Origin of the sequence: Lactobacillus sp. W8093, from assembly GCF_016100925.1 — a bacterium.
GTDB lineage: Bacteria > Bacillota > Bacilli > Lactobacillales > Lactobacillaceae > Lactobacillus > Lactobacillus helsingborgensis.
Genome location: NZ_JACFRL010000011.1, coordinates 25,794 through 39,777 on the forward strand (window position 1 = coordinate 25,794; position 13,984 = coordinate 39,777).

General features: G+C 35.1%; 15 protein-coding genes. 9 read left to right on the forward strand and 6 right to left on the reverse strand.

Annotation, left to right across the window (positions count from 1 at the left end):
• Window positions 1-131: 131 nt before the first annotated feature.
• Window positions 132-896, reverse strand: a complete 765-nt coding sequence (locus H3T47_RS07975; protein ID WP_199283118.1) for a MerR family transcriptional regulator — start codon at window positions 894-896, stop codon at window positions 132-134.
• A 128-nt stretch (window positions 897-1,024) separates the two neighbouring features.
• The gene (locus H3T47_RS07980) at window positions 1,025-1,987 is read right to left on the reverse strand and encodes a D-2-hydroxyacid dehydrogenase (protein WP_109918057.1); all 963 of its coding nucleotides are present in this window, start codon (window positions 1,985-1,987) and stop codon (window positions 1,025-1,027) included.
• A gap of 313 nt (window positions 1,988-2,300) precedes the next feature.
• Between H3T47_RS07980 and H3T47_RS07985 the strand changes: the two genes are divergently transcribed.
• From H3T47_RS07985 to H3T47_RS08020, 8 genes are all read left to right on the forward strand, one after another.
• Complete coding sequence (locus H3T47_RS07985; protein ID WP_158593312.1) at window positions 2,301-3,155, forward strand: zinc ribbon domain-containing protein; 855 nt, start codon at window positions 2,301-2,303, stop codon at window positions 3,153-3,155.
• Window positions 3,156-3,169: 14 nt separating this feature from the next.
• Window positions 3,170-4,570 carry a zinc ribbon domain-containing protein gene (locus tag H3T47_RS07990; RefSeq protein ID WP_109918059.1) on the forward strand — a complete coding sequence of 467 codons (1,401 nt, stop codon included), beginning with the start codon at window positions 3,170-3,172 and terminating at the stop codon, window positions 4,568-4,570.
• Window positions 4,571-4,734: 164 nt separating this feature from the next.
• Window positions 4,735-5,061 (forward strand): hypothetical protein, encoded by a 327-nt coding sequence (locus H3T47_RS07995; RefSeq protein WP_199283119.1) that lies wholly within the window; start codon window positions 4,735-4,737, stop codon window positions 5,059-5,061.
• A gap of 317 nt (window positions 5,062-5,378) precedes the next feature.
• Window positions 5,379-6,308, forward strand: coding sequence for a phosphate/phosphite/phosphonate ABC transporter substrate-binding protein (locus tag H3T47_RS08000; protein ID WP_199283120.1), 930 nt, complete (start codon window positions 5,379-5,381; stop codon window positions 6,306-6,308).
• A 171-nt stretch (window positions 6,309-6,479) separates the two neighbouring features.
• Window positions 6,480-6,908 carry a galactose-6-phosphate isomerase subunit LacA gene (gene lacA / locus H3T47_RS08005; protein WP_199283121.1) on the forward strand — a complete coding sequence of 143 codons (429 nt, stop codon included), beginning with the start codon at window positions 6,480-6,482 and terminating at the stop codon, window positions 6,906-6,908.
• Window positions 6,909-6,918: 10 nt separating this feature from the next.
• Entirely contained in the window at window positions 6,919-7,494 is a 576-nt protein-coding gene (gene lacB / locus H3T47_RS08010) for a galactose-6-phosphate isomerase subunit LacB (RefSeq protein WP_199283122.1), read from the forward strand.
• A 172-nt stretch (window positions 7,495-7,666) separates the two neighbouring features.
• Window positions 7,667-8,746 carry an AEC family transporter gene (locus tag H3T47_RS08015; protein WP_109918063.1) on the forward strand — a complete coding sequence of 360 codons (1,080 nt, stop codon included), beginning with the start codon at window positions 7,667-7,669 and terminating at the stop codon, window positions 8,744-8,746.
• 18 nt (window positions 8,747-8,764) lie between these two features.
• Window positions 8,765-9,763 carry an NAD(P)-dependent oxidoreductase gene (locus tag H3T47_RS08020; RefSeq protein WP_109918064.1) on the forward strand — a complete coding sequence of 333 codons (999 nt, stop codon included), beginning with the start codon at window positions 8,765-8,767 and terminating at the stop codon, window positions 9,761-9,763.
• A gap of 43 nt (window positions 9,764-9,806) precedes the next feature.
• Here the strand turns inward: H3T47_RS08020 and H3T47_RS08025 are convergent, their stop codons facing one another.
• The 4 genes from H3T47_RS08025 to H3T47_RS08040 all read right to left on the reverse strand — a co-directional run bounded on the left by H3T47_RS08025 (window position 9,807) and on the right by H3T47_RS08040 (window position 13,017).
• On the reverse strand, window positions 9,807-10,493 hold the full coding sequence (locus H3T47_RS08025) for a response regulator (protein WP_046326775.1): 687 nt from the start codon (window positions 10,491-10,493) through the stop codon (window positions 9,807-9,809).
• Window position 10,494: 1 nt separating this feature from the next.
• Window positions 10,495-12,090, reverse strand: coding sequence for a sensor histidine kinase (locus H3T47_RS08030; protein ID WP_199283123.1), 1,596 nt, complete (start codon window positions 12,088-12,090; stop codon window positions 10,495-10,497).
• Window positions 12,091-12,231: 141 nt separating this feature from the next.
• The gene (locus H3T47_RS08035; RefSeq protein ID WP_046326777.1) at window positions 12,232-12,522 is read right to left on the reverse strand and encodes a PTS sugar transporter subunit IIB; all 291 of its coding nucleotides are present in this window, start codon (window positions 12,520-12,522) and stop codon (window positions 12,232-12,234) included.
• Between the two features lie 27 nt (window positions 12,523-12,549).
• Entirely contained in the window at window positions 12,550-13,017 is a 468-nt protein-coding gene (locus tag H3T47_RS08040; protein WP_199283124.1) for a PTS sugar transporter subunit IIA, read from the reverse strand.
• Window positions 13,018-13,243: 226 nt separating this feature from the next.
• Between H3T47_RS08040 and H3T47_RS08045 the strand changes: the two genes are divergently transcribed.
• Window positions 13,244-13,981 carry a DeoR/GlpR family DNA-binding transcription regulator gene (locus H3T47_RS08045; RefSeq protein WP_199283125.1) on the forward strand — a complete coding sequence of 246 codons (738 nt, stop codon included), beginning with the start codon at window positions 13,244-13,246 and terminating at the stop codon, window positions 13,979-13,981.
• Window positions 13,982-13,984 lie beyond the last annotated feature (3 nt).

Consider the following 13,984-nt stretch of genomic DNA (forward strand, 5'->3'; position numbering starts at 1 on the left):
ATAAAAATCTACTAACGGCTTATCACATGAATAAGTCATCAACAGGATAAATTACAGAGCCAAACAATTCTTAACGAATTTATATTTGAAAGGTTTTATTTTGCAACTAACTTTATATAGATTAAAGACGTTTACGCATAGTAGTCAATGATTGCTTTCAATATTTTCGCAGCGTCAGGGTTGCCGGTGCCTTCTTCATAATATTTGCTAAAACGTGGGTCACACACATACATTTGGGCAAGTTTCTTATGTGCTTCTCCCGAATACTGACCTTTAGGCCAAATTGTCAGTAAATATTCTTTATGTAAGTCGAAAAGGTGCTTGGCAGCAGCTAGTTTGATATCAGTAGTCGTATTAAAGTTCTTTAGTTCAGTTAAAATTTCCGCACTCAGTTTTTTGAAATGTGCTAATTTATCTGCAGATAAAGAACTGAACTTTTCATTACTAAGATCTATTTGAGCATCCCCATATTTCTTCCTGATTTCCGAACCGTATTGTTTTTCATTTTTGGTAATCATTTCTTTTTTTAATGTGGCAAATTTTTCCGTGTCAGTCATTTGTGCTTCTCCCTTCATTGTTGCAAGTGTCTTGTCTAAATTCCTAATCAAATCACCCAGATATTGCTCTTGAGCAACTAATTTGCTGCGCTGATTTCGTAAAACTTGATATTGAGTTTCCGGTGAAGTCTGCATTACCTGTTTTATTTGTTCCAGTGGCAAGTCAAATAGCTTTAAAAATAGAATTTTCTGCAATTGATCAACTTCGCTTTCTTCATAATAGCGATAATTATTTTCGGGATTCCTGCGCGCTTTTAAAAGTCCCTGTTTATCGTAATAACGTAAAGTTCGTGTTGAAATGCCAGCTAGTTTTGCTAGTTTATTGATAGAATACGACATGTTTAAAATCTCCTCACTTGCAAAATTAAGTATATTGGTTGACGTAACGTCAAGGTCAAGCACGGAAAATAATTTTTAGAATAAAAAGCCAGTAATCAATCAAGATTACTGGTTTTTGATTATGATATTTAATTTACGACGTTTAATTTTTCACTTTTTAGAAATGCCTGCAGATTTTCAACGACAATACCCAGCAAACGATTGCGAGTTTCGCGCGGTGCCCAAGCAATATGAGGGGTAATGTAACAGTTTTTAGCAGAAAGAAGTGGACTGTCAGCAGGAATGGGCTCTTTTTGGGCAACATCAATCCCCGCTGCAGCGATCTTGCCTTCATTTAAAGCGTCTGCGACATCTTTTTCATTAATTAAACCGCCACGAGCAGTATTAATTAAAATGACGCCGTCCTTCATTTGAGCAATTGCCCCTTGATTAATCATTTCCGTAGTTTCTGGAGTTTGTGGCACGTGTAAACTGACGATATCTGCTTTTTGATAAAGTTCGTCAAGTTCAACCTGCTTAACGTAATCTGGTAAATCTGATTTTGGCCGATGGTTCCAAAAAATTATGTTCATAGAAAAAGCATGACCGATTTCTGCCACTTTTTTAGCTATGTTGCCAAAGCCAATTAATCCTAAAGTTTTACCGTTTAGTTCCATTAACGGTTTTGCCCAAAAAGTAAAATCAGGGTTGCTGCTCCAGCGACCTTCATGGACTAATTTGTTATGTAAGCCAACTTGACTGGTAATTTCAAGTAGCAATGCAAAAGTAAATTGGGCAACCGCATCAGTACCATAAGTAGGGATGTTAGTTACAGGAATGCCAGCTTCACGAGCTGCAGCAGTGTCAACAATGTTATAACCTGTAGCAGTCACACCAATATATTTGATGTTAGGCGCAGTCTTAAGGACTTTTTCGTCAAGGGGCGTTTTGTTAGTCAAAACAATTTCAGCATCCCCAATCCGCTTTAAAATTTCATCATCGTCGTCCACTGGAGTACGATCATAAAATTTGCATTCACCTAATTTTTCAAGCGCTGACCAATCTAAATCACCAGGATTTAGAGCATAACTATCTAAATTAACAATTTTCATATCTTTACCTCATACATATCTACAAATCTTCTTTTAATTTCTAGTTTACTACATATACGTCTGAATAATTGGAAAACCTTAAATTGTATTAATGTAGTAATTGCAATCTTATTTGACAGTGTTTATAAATAATTTTAAACTTAACGAGTATTCTGCTTTTTTAGTAATATTTAAAAATTATTAACTAGGTTGAAATAAAAAAGTGTTAATGAGCTATTTCTAGATTTTTAAGCTAAGATCATGTTTTTAAATAGTGGTATAAATAAATTAGTAAATAAATATAGAAGTTAGTAGATTTATGAAGGAGTTATCTATGAAAAAATGTCCTCAGTGTGGCGCCATGATGGAAAAAGATGTTAATTTTTGTACGTCATGTGGTTATGATTTACGCAATGTTGATGTTCAAAAAGAAAAAACAGTGTCTGCTGCTGATTTAGTGCAAAATACTGCAAAAACAGGACCCCAACAGACTGAACCAGAAGTTCAAAATGTCAATACACCGAACAAAACGGAAGGACAATTTCAAAATTACTGGCAATGGTGTGTTGATTCTTGGCGTAATCCGGGGACTAGCAATCCCAATGTAGCTAGTTGGTATGGTTGGCTAACGATTTTAATTAAAGACGCTCTAATCGTTTTAGGTCTGTATTTTTGTGCCAACACTATTATTAATACGTTAATTGATTGGGCTAATCATAGAGGCAGCAACATTAGCGGCTGGGAAAATTTTCATGTCCCGTTTAACATCATGCTTGAAATATTTGTGGTTGTAGTCATTTTTGAAGCAGTAGTAATTGGTGGCTTTTATGCTGGCTACAGATATATTTATGACAGAAAGCTCAGCTTTTTAGAGTTTGTTAACCGTAGTGCCCATGCTTGCAATTTAAACCTAATTCTGGCAGCAGCATTCTTTTTATTAATGATTCTGGGACTTAACAGTATTAAATTTGTCGTTGTTTTATTTTTGGTTATGTTAGGCTTATTTATCGCAAGTCAACACGTTATCTTGTTTGGTGATGATGGAGCGGTTCGCGATAAAATTTATGGGTTTTTAATCGCGTTTGCTATTATATTTTTATGTTTGATGATCTTAGATTCAGTTATTTATAGCTCTATGATTCATTCAATCATTAACCAAATAATGGCAACGCAAAATGGATCAATGTAGATAGTGTGAATAAGATGAGTGAATCTAAATTTTGTCCTAATTGTGGTAAGCAGGTAAAACCTGATGCCGAATTTTGTCCTAATTGTGGTCAGAAACTCTCTCCTGCAAGGCCCAGCAGAAAAGAATATCGTTCTAACCAGACTAACACTTCGGTTCAACCAGTCGCTAGTCAGCAGAAGGTTGTAACAAGAACTGTCCATCAGCCGATGAAAAAAAGAAATAAAATTTTGTTAATCTGTTTAGGAATTTTGGTTGTGGCTTTTGCTGCTTTTTATGCTTGGGGTTCTAATCATTACCAGAGAAATAATCAGATTAGTCAGATTGCAGCGAGTCTAAAAAATCCGCATGCTGATTTAGCTCCATATGTGGTTTCTGAAAATCCAAATGCTAGTGTAACCACAGCGGCTTTAAAACCCACTCAGGAATATTATGCTGATCATTATGTTGAAGCTGACAAGATGGCTGAAGCTTTTAAATATGGTAATCAATATGAAAATGTTAGTTTGGTCCAAAATGGTCGCTATTTACTCTTATTCCCTAAATATTGCTTACAGTTAAAAACATATTCACCGCAAATAAGAACAAATCATGCTAATTCGACAATTTATATTAATAACAAAAAGTTTGGTGGAGTTGATGGCAGTGGCGAAGATTATTATAAAAAGGTCACACCGTTATTTCCTGGTAAATACCATATTGAAGTAAAATCAACTGCATCAGGTCATCAGTTATCGGCTGATAAGAGTACTAATATTTTTTCCAATAAAGAAATTGATATGAATATCAAAACGGTCAATTTTACGATTAAAAGTATTCCTGCAGCTGCAGTTTATATTAATGATAAAAATGTGGGTAATCTTGATAAAAAAGGAAATAAAGTATTTAAGGATTATCCGGTAACTGATGATATGAAAATTTATGTGGTTACTAAAGTTGATGGCAAAACCATTAAATCCGAAACCGTTGATTATGATGAAATGGGTTTTGAAGATGATGATGACAGTAGCAGTAATGTAATTAAGCCAGAATGGCCAGGTCTAATTAGCAAAGATGATGCTGAGGATATTTTAGAAAATGACTTTAATTCTCCAGAGGAAGATGACTTTATCGGTGGTGCAGAAAATAAAGGCTACCAAGAATTACATTCTCAAAACTCTGGCTTTAATAATGACGATGACATTAATGACTATAATATGGAATGTTCTGTAGTTTCGATTACACCTGCACCTAACAACTGTAGTAGCGTAACCTATAAGATTACTTACACTTTTGAGCATGATGATTTTGAACATAAGCAAGTCATGTTGTATACTGGTGGACTTTTTAAACAAACAGGTGATAGCGATGACGGCAGTCAAAAAATCAAATCAATTGGTAATGGCAAAATAATCAGTGATAAAAAATACGATAATTAGGAATATTTGTCAAAAAGCAAGTTTATTAATACTTGCTTTTTTGATAAAAAATAAAGCTGTCTATATTTTTACCCTCTAGTTGAATAAATGGTGCTATGATAACAGTAACAAGATGATAATCATATTATTTACAAAGCAATTGTTACTGCTAGGAGGTATTTTTTATGAAATGGCCGCTAAAAATATATGAATGGACAAATAAACTTTTTCCAACTACCAATAAATATTTTAAAGGAGAAACTGTTTTTTGGAGCTCTACTTATTTGATTACGCTTAAAGGTGGTCTAGTACTAAATGTTAATGATTACCCAGCTTTAAAGAAATTAGGTTATTGGATTAAGAGTGCTGACCACAAAAATCTCAAAGTTTGGTCACATTTGTCCCAGCCGGAAGTAGAGCGGAAATTTACTGCAATTACGGGATTAACACCGGACCAATATGATATTGGTTCTATTGCGGGCTTATGGCAACTCTGGCCTAAAGTTAGCTAATAATAATGATCTGGAACCACTCTCTTATAGAGAGTGGTTTTAGTATGCATAAAAACAATTAAATTTCCTAATGCAAAACAACTATTATCATTAATAAAATTGTGCTAGTATTTTAATAGATTAAGAAAGAGAGGTAAATTATCATATGTATAAATCAATTCAAATTACTGAATCAGATTTTATGATTAATTTGCTTTTTTCTTATCTCTTTAAATTGTTGTTGCTGTTTTTTAATAAGATCAATAAGGGGCTTAGCATTATCATCTATGATATGTTGAGCCTTTTTGATTGCTATATTTCCAATGTGGGAGGAAATTATGCCAAAATTTAAAAAATTTTTAGTCAGTGCAGTTGCTGTTTTAGGGGCTGCCTTTCTAGCTGGATGTTCAAATTCAACTAAAAAACAAAGCGATAGTGGAACACCCAAATCTTTAAACGTACAGTTCGTACCCAGTGTTTCTGCTAACAAGCTAGAGGGAAAAGCCAAGCCACTAGAAAAAATGCTGTCTAAAAGGCTCGGAATCCCGGTTCACGTTTCAGTTTCAACAGATAATAATGCTGTGGTAGAAGCGATGAAGTCTAAAAAAGTAGATGTGGGTTTCTTACCAGGCGACGCCTATGTGCAAGCTCATAAACAACACGCAGCCGACGTCTTATTGCAGTCAGAACGTTACGGACTGAAAGCTCCGAGTGGTACTTGGACTAAAAAGTTAGTTCATACAATGCGTTCAGAGATTTTGGTCAGAAAGGGTTCAGGTATTAAGAGCTGGAAAGATCTGAAAGGCAAGTCAATTTCCATTCAGGGTCCTACTTCGACAACGGGCTATATTTTCCCAGTAGCTGAATTAAAGCAAAAAGGGTTAGATGTTCCGCGCAGCTGTAAGTTAGTTACCGTTACCGGTCATGACCAAGGTGTACTCAACGTTTTAAATAAGGATACCGATGCTGCCTTTGTCTTTGAAGATGCGCGCAATAACGTCATCAAGGATAATCCTAAAATTAAATCGCAGGTTGTCCCAATTTACTACAGCCGTCCCATCCCTAATGATACGATTTCAGTGGTTCCCAGCATGTCTAAAGCGTTTAGAGAAAAATTAGCCAAGGCCTTTATTGCTATTGGCAAGTCGAAAAGCGGCAGAAAAGTGATTGAAAATGTCTATGATCATGAAGGATATGTCAGGGCGAAAGACAGTGACTATGATATCGTACGCAAGTACCAAAAGATTGCTGAAGCAATCAAAAAATAACAATCTATTATCAAACTAATTCTTTAATGCACCACTTTGAGATAAATTTAAATTTATCTCAAAGGGTGCATTTTTTTAAAGAAGCAAAATTTCTTTTGCTAAAGAGCACTTTTTACATTTAAATAATAGTATCAATGTTAATAAATACTCACTTTGAAAGGAGACTTGATTATGAAAGTTGTCATTGGCAGTGACAAAGATGGTTTTGTCCTAAAGGAAAAAGTAAAACATTACCTAAAAGAACATGACTATGAAGTTTTAGACGTTACACCAGAGCCCGCTGTGGACTTTGTCGAATCTAGCCTAAAGGTAACACGTAAAGTTTTGGAAAATGGGATAGAAAAGGCTATCATGTTCGACGAGTATGGAGTTGGGTCAGCAATGGCTTCGAATAAGGTCAAGGGCATGATCACGGCAAACTTAAATGAAGAAAGAACCGCGCACATGACCGCCATGCACAATGGTGCCAAGGCCATTGCTCTTGGCAGTGGCATTGTCGGAGAAAAGTTGGCCTATTCAATTGTGCAGCACTATTTAGATGCTAAGTATGCAGGTGACCGTCATCAAATACGTCTGAATATGCTTGAAGAAATGATTTAAGGGGGATCTCATGTTAGATAACGATAGACCGCAACCAGAATTTGTTGATCCTAAGGTCGATAAGCACACTGTTGTAGCTTTAGGAAATGATCACGTTGTTACTGCCGTAAAAATGGCTATTTCTGATCACTTAAAAGAAAATGGCTATCAGGTAATTGATGAGGGTACCCACGATAATACCAGGACGCATTATCCTATTTATGGTAAAAGAGTAGCAGAAGATGTTGCTTCTGGTCGTGCTGACTTCGGTATTGTGCTGTGTGGTACCGGCATAGGTATTTCAACGGCTGCTGACAAAAACGAAGGAGTTCGTGCTGCGATGGTCGGGGATGTTACTCAGGCTGAATACGCCCGTCGTGAACTAAATGCTAACGTACTGGGTTTTGGCGGTATTGTACTGGGACGCGATTTTATTTTTGATATTGTAGATGCTTTTTTAAATACTAGTTATCACGCTACCAGTAAGAATAAGCAGTTAATTGCAAAAATTGATCAGATTGCGCAGCCAAATCCTGAGCAAAAAGATAATGAACACTTTTTTGACGCTGAAAACAAGAAGTGGGCTGAAGGCAAATATCATGACTAGAAAAATTTAAGGATAAAAGTATGACATAAAATGTAAAAAGCCGTTAGGTAAAAAATTGCGGCTTTTTTATTTACATAAGTTACAAAAGGTTACTTTAGTTTGTTAAAGTTACTAACTTCACAAATAAGTAGTATTATTAATGTGAAAAGAATAACTAATAGGAGGAAATAAAATGAATATTGCGCAAGCAATCAAAGTAACTTTTTCAAATGTTGCGATTGTCAGTTCAATAACATCAACAATTTTCATTATTCTATTGGGCTTTTACCTGCGTAAACGCGGTATTTTTACTGAAAAATTCGGTAAAATTTTGTCCAAGATAGTTTTGACGGTTGCATTACCAGCTTTGGCTTTTAACTCATTTATGCAACCGATTAGTAATGAAACTTTATCACAAGGGATGAACGTTTTAATCTGGGGAATTGTAATTTATATCATTTTGATATTCTTGACCCCTTTGTCCTATGTTAAATACCCTCAAGATAAAAGAGATGTTTTAGCCGTATTAACTACATTTGGTTCAACTACTTTCTTTGGTATTCCAATTGTAGGGGCTGTTTTCGGTCCTAAGGGTATCATGTACAGCTCCATCTTTAACATCGGTTACCGTATCTTCTTATATTCGTATGCGTATATAAAGATGTCTGGATTAAAGATGAAGGCCAGCAACTTAAAAAAGATGTTTGTTAACCCAGTCGTAATTGCTACATTCTTGGGTTTGATTTTATGGTTGTGCCAAAATTACGTACCGCAAGTAGCTGTTAAACAAGCAGTTAACGGCGTAATTGATGCCAATGCACCAATAGTTCACGTTGCGTTTTACCGTATTGATCAAACCGCAATTTGGCTATATAAACCGATGCAATACTTAGCAAATCTGGCTTCACCTCTGGCTTGGTTATCAATCGGTTCAACGTTAGGCTCAACCTCATTCAAAGAAGCTGCTGCCAACAAGACTTCTTGGTACTACAGCTTTAACAAGGTTATACTAGTGCCAATCTTGAACTTACTGCTCTTGGTTATTTTAACTGTAACTAATATTTTACCTGTCAGCTACATTGCGTTAGGAACAATTATTATCATGATGGCTACCCCAACTGCAGCTGTTGCATCATCTTATGCTATCAGCTTTGATCGTGAGCCGGTGCTATCTTCTGATGCATCATTTATTTCAACAATTATGGCGGTTATTGCCATGCCAATATGGATTGCTTTTCTGGGTGTTCTGAGCCAGATGGGTATATTTCACTAATTAGGAGGGAAATTCTATATGTTTAAAATAGTAGCCTACGGCGTTCGCAAAAATGAAGTAGATTATTTTAAGAAATTAAATAAATATAATTATGATTTACAACTTGAATCTGACATGTTAACCCATGATAATGTTGAAACTGCCAAGGGGGCTGATGCGGTTTTACTCAGAGCCAATTGTGTGGGTGATGAAACCAACTTGGCCAAATTCCACGAGTGGGGCATTAAATATGTTTTCACAAGAACAGTAGGTTATAACCATATTGATCTCAAGGCAGCTAAAAAATATGATATGAAAGTTGCCCGCGTTCCTGCTTATTCACCATACGCAGTGGCCGAATTAGCTATGACTTTAGGAATGATGCTCTTTAGACATACTGCCTTAGCTACCAGCTTGACTAATAAAGGAGACTTTTCAGTTTCGACAGCTACTTTTTCAGGGGAAGTTCATTCAAGTACAGTAGGTATCATTGGTACTGGTAGAATTGGTGCTACCGAAGCACAACTCTATCATGGTATGGGGACCAATGTTTTGGGCTATGATCCTTATCCGAGTGACTTTGCCAAGCAATATGTTAAGTTTGTAAGTCAAGACGAATTATTAGCGCAATCAGACATTGTTTCAATTCACGTACCGTATTTCCCAGGACAAAATGATAATTTAATAGATGCGACTTTTCTAAGTAAAATGAAGAAGAATGCGGTTCTGGTTAATACCGCCAGATCACAACTGGCAGATTACCCTGCTGTGATTAAGGCAATTAAAGATGGTCAAATTGCCGGCTTTGCAAGCGACGTGCTACCTGATGAAGAAGAAGTATTGGGACATAATTTTAATGGTAACATTACAAATGATTTGACTAGACAATTAACAGAATTATATCCTAAAGTTCTATTAACCCCTCATATTGGTTCATATACCAGTCCAGCTTTAACAGACATGATTAACGTCAGTTATGAAAACTTCCACCAAGTTTTGGAAACAGGTCATACTGATAATGATGTCAAACTTGACTAAAGTTTATCTAATTAAAAACAAGCTACATTAGTAGCTTGTTTTTTTATTTATTCAATTTGTAGATTTTAATTGGACGACCAATTTTTAAATAGTGTACTTTGGCAGAAAGTTTGCCGGTTTTTTCCAGATAATCTAAGTATTTCTTAGTAGTAATGCGTGATAATTTTGATTGTCGTGCTACATCTTGATTGGAAAATTCACCGGCAAGTTTTGAAATAGCAGTTTCAATTTTGGTTAAAGAAAAGTCCGAAAGTCCTTTAGGCAAACCATTATCATTATTTGAGTTATTAATATCTTGAGTGATAAAAATGCGGTCTAGTTCACCTTGTGATACTACGTTGTCTTTTTGCAACAATTCGTTATATTTTAGAAAATGTTCAATTGCCTCTTTAAAACGTTTAAAAGAAAAAGGTTTAAGTAAGTAATCCAAAATACCATATTTTAAAGCTATATTGATATTTGAGCTGTCTTTGGCGGCAGAAAGCATAATGACATTGGGGTGGAGATTGTGCTTAATAAATTGTTTCAACAGTTCGGTACCGGAAGTTTTAGGGAGATAAACATCAAGCAATATCAGGTCAGGACTGATTTTTTTAGTAATTGCCAATGCCTTTTGGGCCGTATCAGCTTGATAAACAGTCAAGTTTTCCGGCTTAATAATTCTCGTTAAATATTGTTTGTTAATTGAGCTGACCATTGGGTCATCTTCAACTATTAAAATTGTTAACATTTTATTCCTTTTCGCTTTTTTTCTGCAAAGGTAATTCTATATAAAAATTGCTGCCATGAGGCTTACAAGATGAAACTACAAGATGACCACTATAAGATTTAATGATTTGCTGCACCAGTATAAGTCCATAGCCGTGATCTTTACCCTTAGTTGAATACTTTTGTTTAAACAAATGCTTTTTGACTTCGCTTGAAATACCAGTGCCGGTATCTGTAACTTCAATAATCAAAACGGAACTTTCGCTGTCAAAATTAATTGTTAAGGTAATTTTGCCGCTATCTTTAATTGCCGCGAGCGAGTTGTCAATGAGGTTGCCTAGTATTTTAATCAGGTCCAAATTCAATTGCTCAGTAACAATCTTTTGCGGTAAGTTGGAGTCTGGCGTAATTTCCAAGCTGATTCTCTGCTCTTGTGCCTGGTTCATTTTCCCCGTCAAGAAGCCAACGAGTGCAGGAGATTCGAGTTGCTTATTCAATTGGCCAAATTCTTGCTGGTAATTTTGATTTATTTGCGCGATGAATGAATTAACTTGATCATACTGTTTTAATTCAATCATCCCGTAAATTGCCTGCAATTTATTTAGAAATTCGTGTGACTGTGCCCGCAGTGACTGAATGTATTGCTGACTGCCGGCAAGCTGCTCGGATAGTTTCTGATATTTGGATTGATCCTGCAGTAAAGCTACTTGACCAAAAATCTGCTTATGGTATACCAGCTGGCTGACTGAAACAATATATTCTTTAGCATTGATCAAGACCAGTTCATTTGTCTTAGGCAATTGCTGGTTATCTGCAAATAATAAATCATTTAAATTTTTATCTAAAGGCTTTCCTACTATTAGAGAGGGAAAAGATTTCTTGGCCAAGTAATTAGCCGTAATCAAAATTTTTTGATTATTAACCACGATAAGCGCTTCATCAATACTATCATTAATAGCATATAATTCTGTGAGCTTAAATGCAATTTCATTTGGCTCCATGTCGAACAGCGTTTTTTTAATGTGCCTTGCTATTAATAACGCCAGCAGTATGCCAATTATTAGGGCAACCAAAGAGCCAATCACAACAGATTTTTGAGCAACTCGAATAACTTTACTGATTGATTTGTCAGTTAAGCCGACACAAACAATTCCGATTTGCTTTTCTTGCGCAAAAATTGGGCGAAAAATACGGTAGCCGGTTCCCAAAACACCCATACGGTGTGAATAATGCACCTTACCGGAACTTGATTTTTGAGCATCAGAAGGCGAACTAAATCTTTTGCCAATATGATTTTCAGCAGGGTGGGAATAACGAACGTAATTATTGTCAAGTACCACGATAAAGTCTACCTTAGTTTCTTTTTTTACTTGGTCAGCATATTTTTGGATCGAGTTATCTTTTGTCGGTTTGACTCTTTTTCTTAAAGCAGTTTGTACCTGCTGATTATTGGCGACAATTTTAGCCACACTATTAATTTCTTCTTTGATGATTTGCTTTTGGTTTTGCGCTACTTGATATGATGTGATGGTGCCAGCAGTTAAAATAAAAACAATAGTGGTAAAAAAAACCAGAAAAATAGTTTTTGACTGTAGCGTAAAACGTGTTTTTTTGAACATATATCTTCCTTTGTTTTTTGCAATTATATTTAATTGTAATATAAATTTTTAAATTAAGATTTTTAAAATAAAAAACATAAAAATAAGTGATTTTGCTAATTGGTAAAATCACTTATTTAATTAAAGAAAGAATGTGTATTGTTATTGCAAATGCAAAGCACTGATAACTTGATCAACTGTATTATCCATATTAATACCGGTGAGAAAAGCTAAGCCGTTGATGACAGGAGTACCTACGTCTTCAGTATACTTTGCAGTAGTGACAATTAAATCATAATCATTTGCTTGACTACGTAATTGGGGAATTGAAGTCTGTGAAAAGCTCACTTTATCACTACCAAACCCCCGTTTTTTCAATTCTTCTTCCAATTTGTTGCGTGCAACTGTTGAAGTGGCTATCCCAGAACCACAAGCTACTAAAATCTTTTTCATAATTCTATTCCTTTCTCTGACTAAATATTAAATGTGAACTTCTTGAAAAATTTGGTTTAAATCAGCAAACAAATCTTCTGCTGTAGTATATTTCATGAGTTCTTTGAGATGTTCCGCATCTTGCACAATGCCCATGATCTTTTGCAACATTGATAACTGTCCTTTTGGCTCTGCAATTGCCATCATAATAACAATGGAAACTGGTAAAGTGCTTTTTGGTTCTCCCATGTTATGAAAGTCTACGGGCTCTTTTAATGTCATTACAGCTAAAGTAGATGTTATTACATGTTCTGAATCTGCGTGAGGAATAGCAACGTTAATTTTACCGGTTGGCAAACCCGTAGGAAAGATCTTTTCCCTTGCTAGCACAGCATCTTTATATGTAGAACGAGCATAACCGGCATTTTCAACCTCTAATGCCAGAAAAGACAACGCATCATGATCATTTTTAAATTTTTTATTTGGAAAAACAAGATTTTTATGAATTATTTCCAATATAATCATCTCCATTAGCTTAAATATTTTTATAAAAACTGAAGTAGTCTTAAAATAGAATAGCGCTTTCATTAGATATTTGCAATACTTTTAGACAAAAAAATTGTCATATTTTATTTTTTGCAAAATATTTTTGTCAAAAGTATTGCAATTGCACTTAATCAGTCTTATATTAAATTCGAAGCGAAAAAAAAGGAGTGTAAATTTGGACGCAACAAAACGTAGAATGAAAATTTTAGATATGTTTCAATCACAAAATACTCTAAAAATTTCTTTTATATCCAAAAAGTTAAATGTTTCCAGGGAAACCATTCGAGGCGATTTATCAGTATTACAAGATCAAGGCAAAGTAACTTTGATCCGTGGTGGTGCTATCTTAATTGTTTCAAAAGATGAAACCCCTTACGAAAAAAGATTAGACTTTATGGTCGCAGAAAAAAACGAAATTGCTGAGTCATTTTGTAATTGTATTAAAGAAGGGGATACGATTTATTTGGACTTCGGTACCACGTCCTTGTTCGTAGCTCAGAAACTTCATAGGTTTAAAAAGCTAACGGTTGTTACTAATTCGCTTCCTATCATCAATGAGCTCTATAAAGATGATAATGTTGCACTCTTTGTATTAGGGGGGAGAGCTAGGAAAAATGAAGGGTCTTTTGTAGGCGAAATCGCTCATGAATATTTAGATTCATTAAACATCAATATTGGTTTCTTTAGTGGTGGCGGTTTTGATACAAAGGTAGGACTTTCAAACTTTAGTATAGATGAGTCTAAATTATCAAGAATCTTTGTTAAGAAATGCTTGAAAGTAGCAGTTGGGGTTGATCATTCAAAATTTAATCAGATTTATACCCAAAATGTTGCCAGCATAGAAGATATTGATATTTTAATTTCAGATACGATTGATAGAAAAATATATAAAAAACTGGAAGATAAAATTCCAGAAGTTATCTCAAGAAAATGAGGT

Excerpts from the sequence above, each read along its gene's own strand:
- H3T47_RS07975 (WP_199283118.1), bottom strand. The coding sequence starts at position 896 with ATGTCGTATTCTATCAATAAACTAGCAAAACTAGCTGGCATTTCAACA.
- H3T47_RS07980 (WP_109918057.1), bottom strand. The coding sequence starts at position 1,987 with ATGAAAATTGTTAATTTAGATAGTTATGCTCTAAATCCTGGTGATTTA.
- H3T47_RS07985 (WP_158593312.1), top strand. The coding sequence starts at position 2,301 with ATGAAAAAATGTCCTCAGTGTGGCGCCATGATGGAAAAAGATGTTAAT.
- H3T47_RS07990 (WP_109918059.1), top strand. The coding sequence starts at position 3,170 with ATGAGTGAATCTAAATTTTGTCCTAATTGTGGTAAGCAGGTAAAACCT.
- H3T47_RS07995 (WP_199283119.1), top strand. The coding sequence starts at position 4,735 with ATGAAATGGCCGCTAAAAATATATGAATGGACAAATAAACTTTTTCCA.
- H3T47_RS08000 (WP_199283120.1), top strand. The coding sequence starts at position 5,379 with ATGCCAAAATTTAAAAAATTTTTAGTCAGTGCAGTTGCTGTTTTAGGG.
- lacA (WP_199283121.1), top strand. The coding sequence starts at position 6,480 with ATGAAAGTTGTCATTGGCAGTGACAAAGATGGTTTTGTCCTAAAGGAA.
- lacB (WP_199283122.1), top strand. The coding sequence starts at position 6,919 with ATGTTAGATAACGATAGACCGCAACCAGAATTTGTTGATCCTAAGGTC.
- H3T47_RS08015 (WP_109918063.1), top strand. The coding sequence starts at position 7,667 with ATGAATATTGCGCAAGCAATCAAAGTAACTTTTTCAAATGTTGCGATT.
- H3T47_RS08020 (WP_109918064.1), top strand. The coding sequence starts at position 8,765 with ATGTTTAAAATAGTAGCCTACGGCGTTCGCAAAAATGAAGTAGATTAT.
- H3T47_RS08025 (WP_046326775.1), bottom strand. The coding sequence starts at position 10,493 with ATGTTAACAATTTTAATAGTTGAAGATGACCCAATGGTCAGCTCAATT.
- H3T47_RS08030 (WP_199283123.1), bottom strand. The coding sequence starts at position 12,090 with ATGTTCAAAAAAACACGTTTTACGCTACAGTCAAAAACTATTTTTCTG.
- H3T47_RS08035 (WP_046326777.1), bottom strand. The coding sequence starts at position 12,522 with ATGAAAAAGATTTTAGTAGCTTGTGGTTCTGGGATAGCCACTTCAACA.
- H3T47_RS08045 (WP_199283125.1), top strand. The coding sequence starts at position 13,244 with ATGAAAATTTTAGATATGTTTCAATCACAAAATACTCTAAAAATTTCT.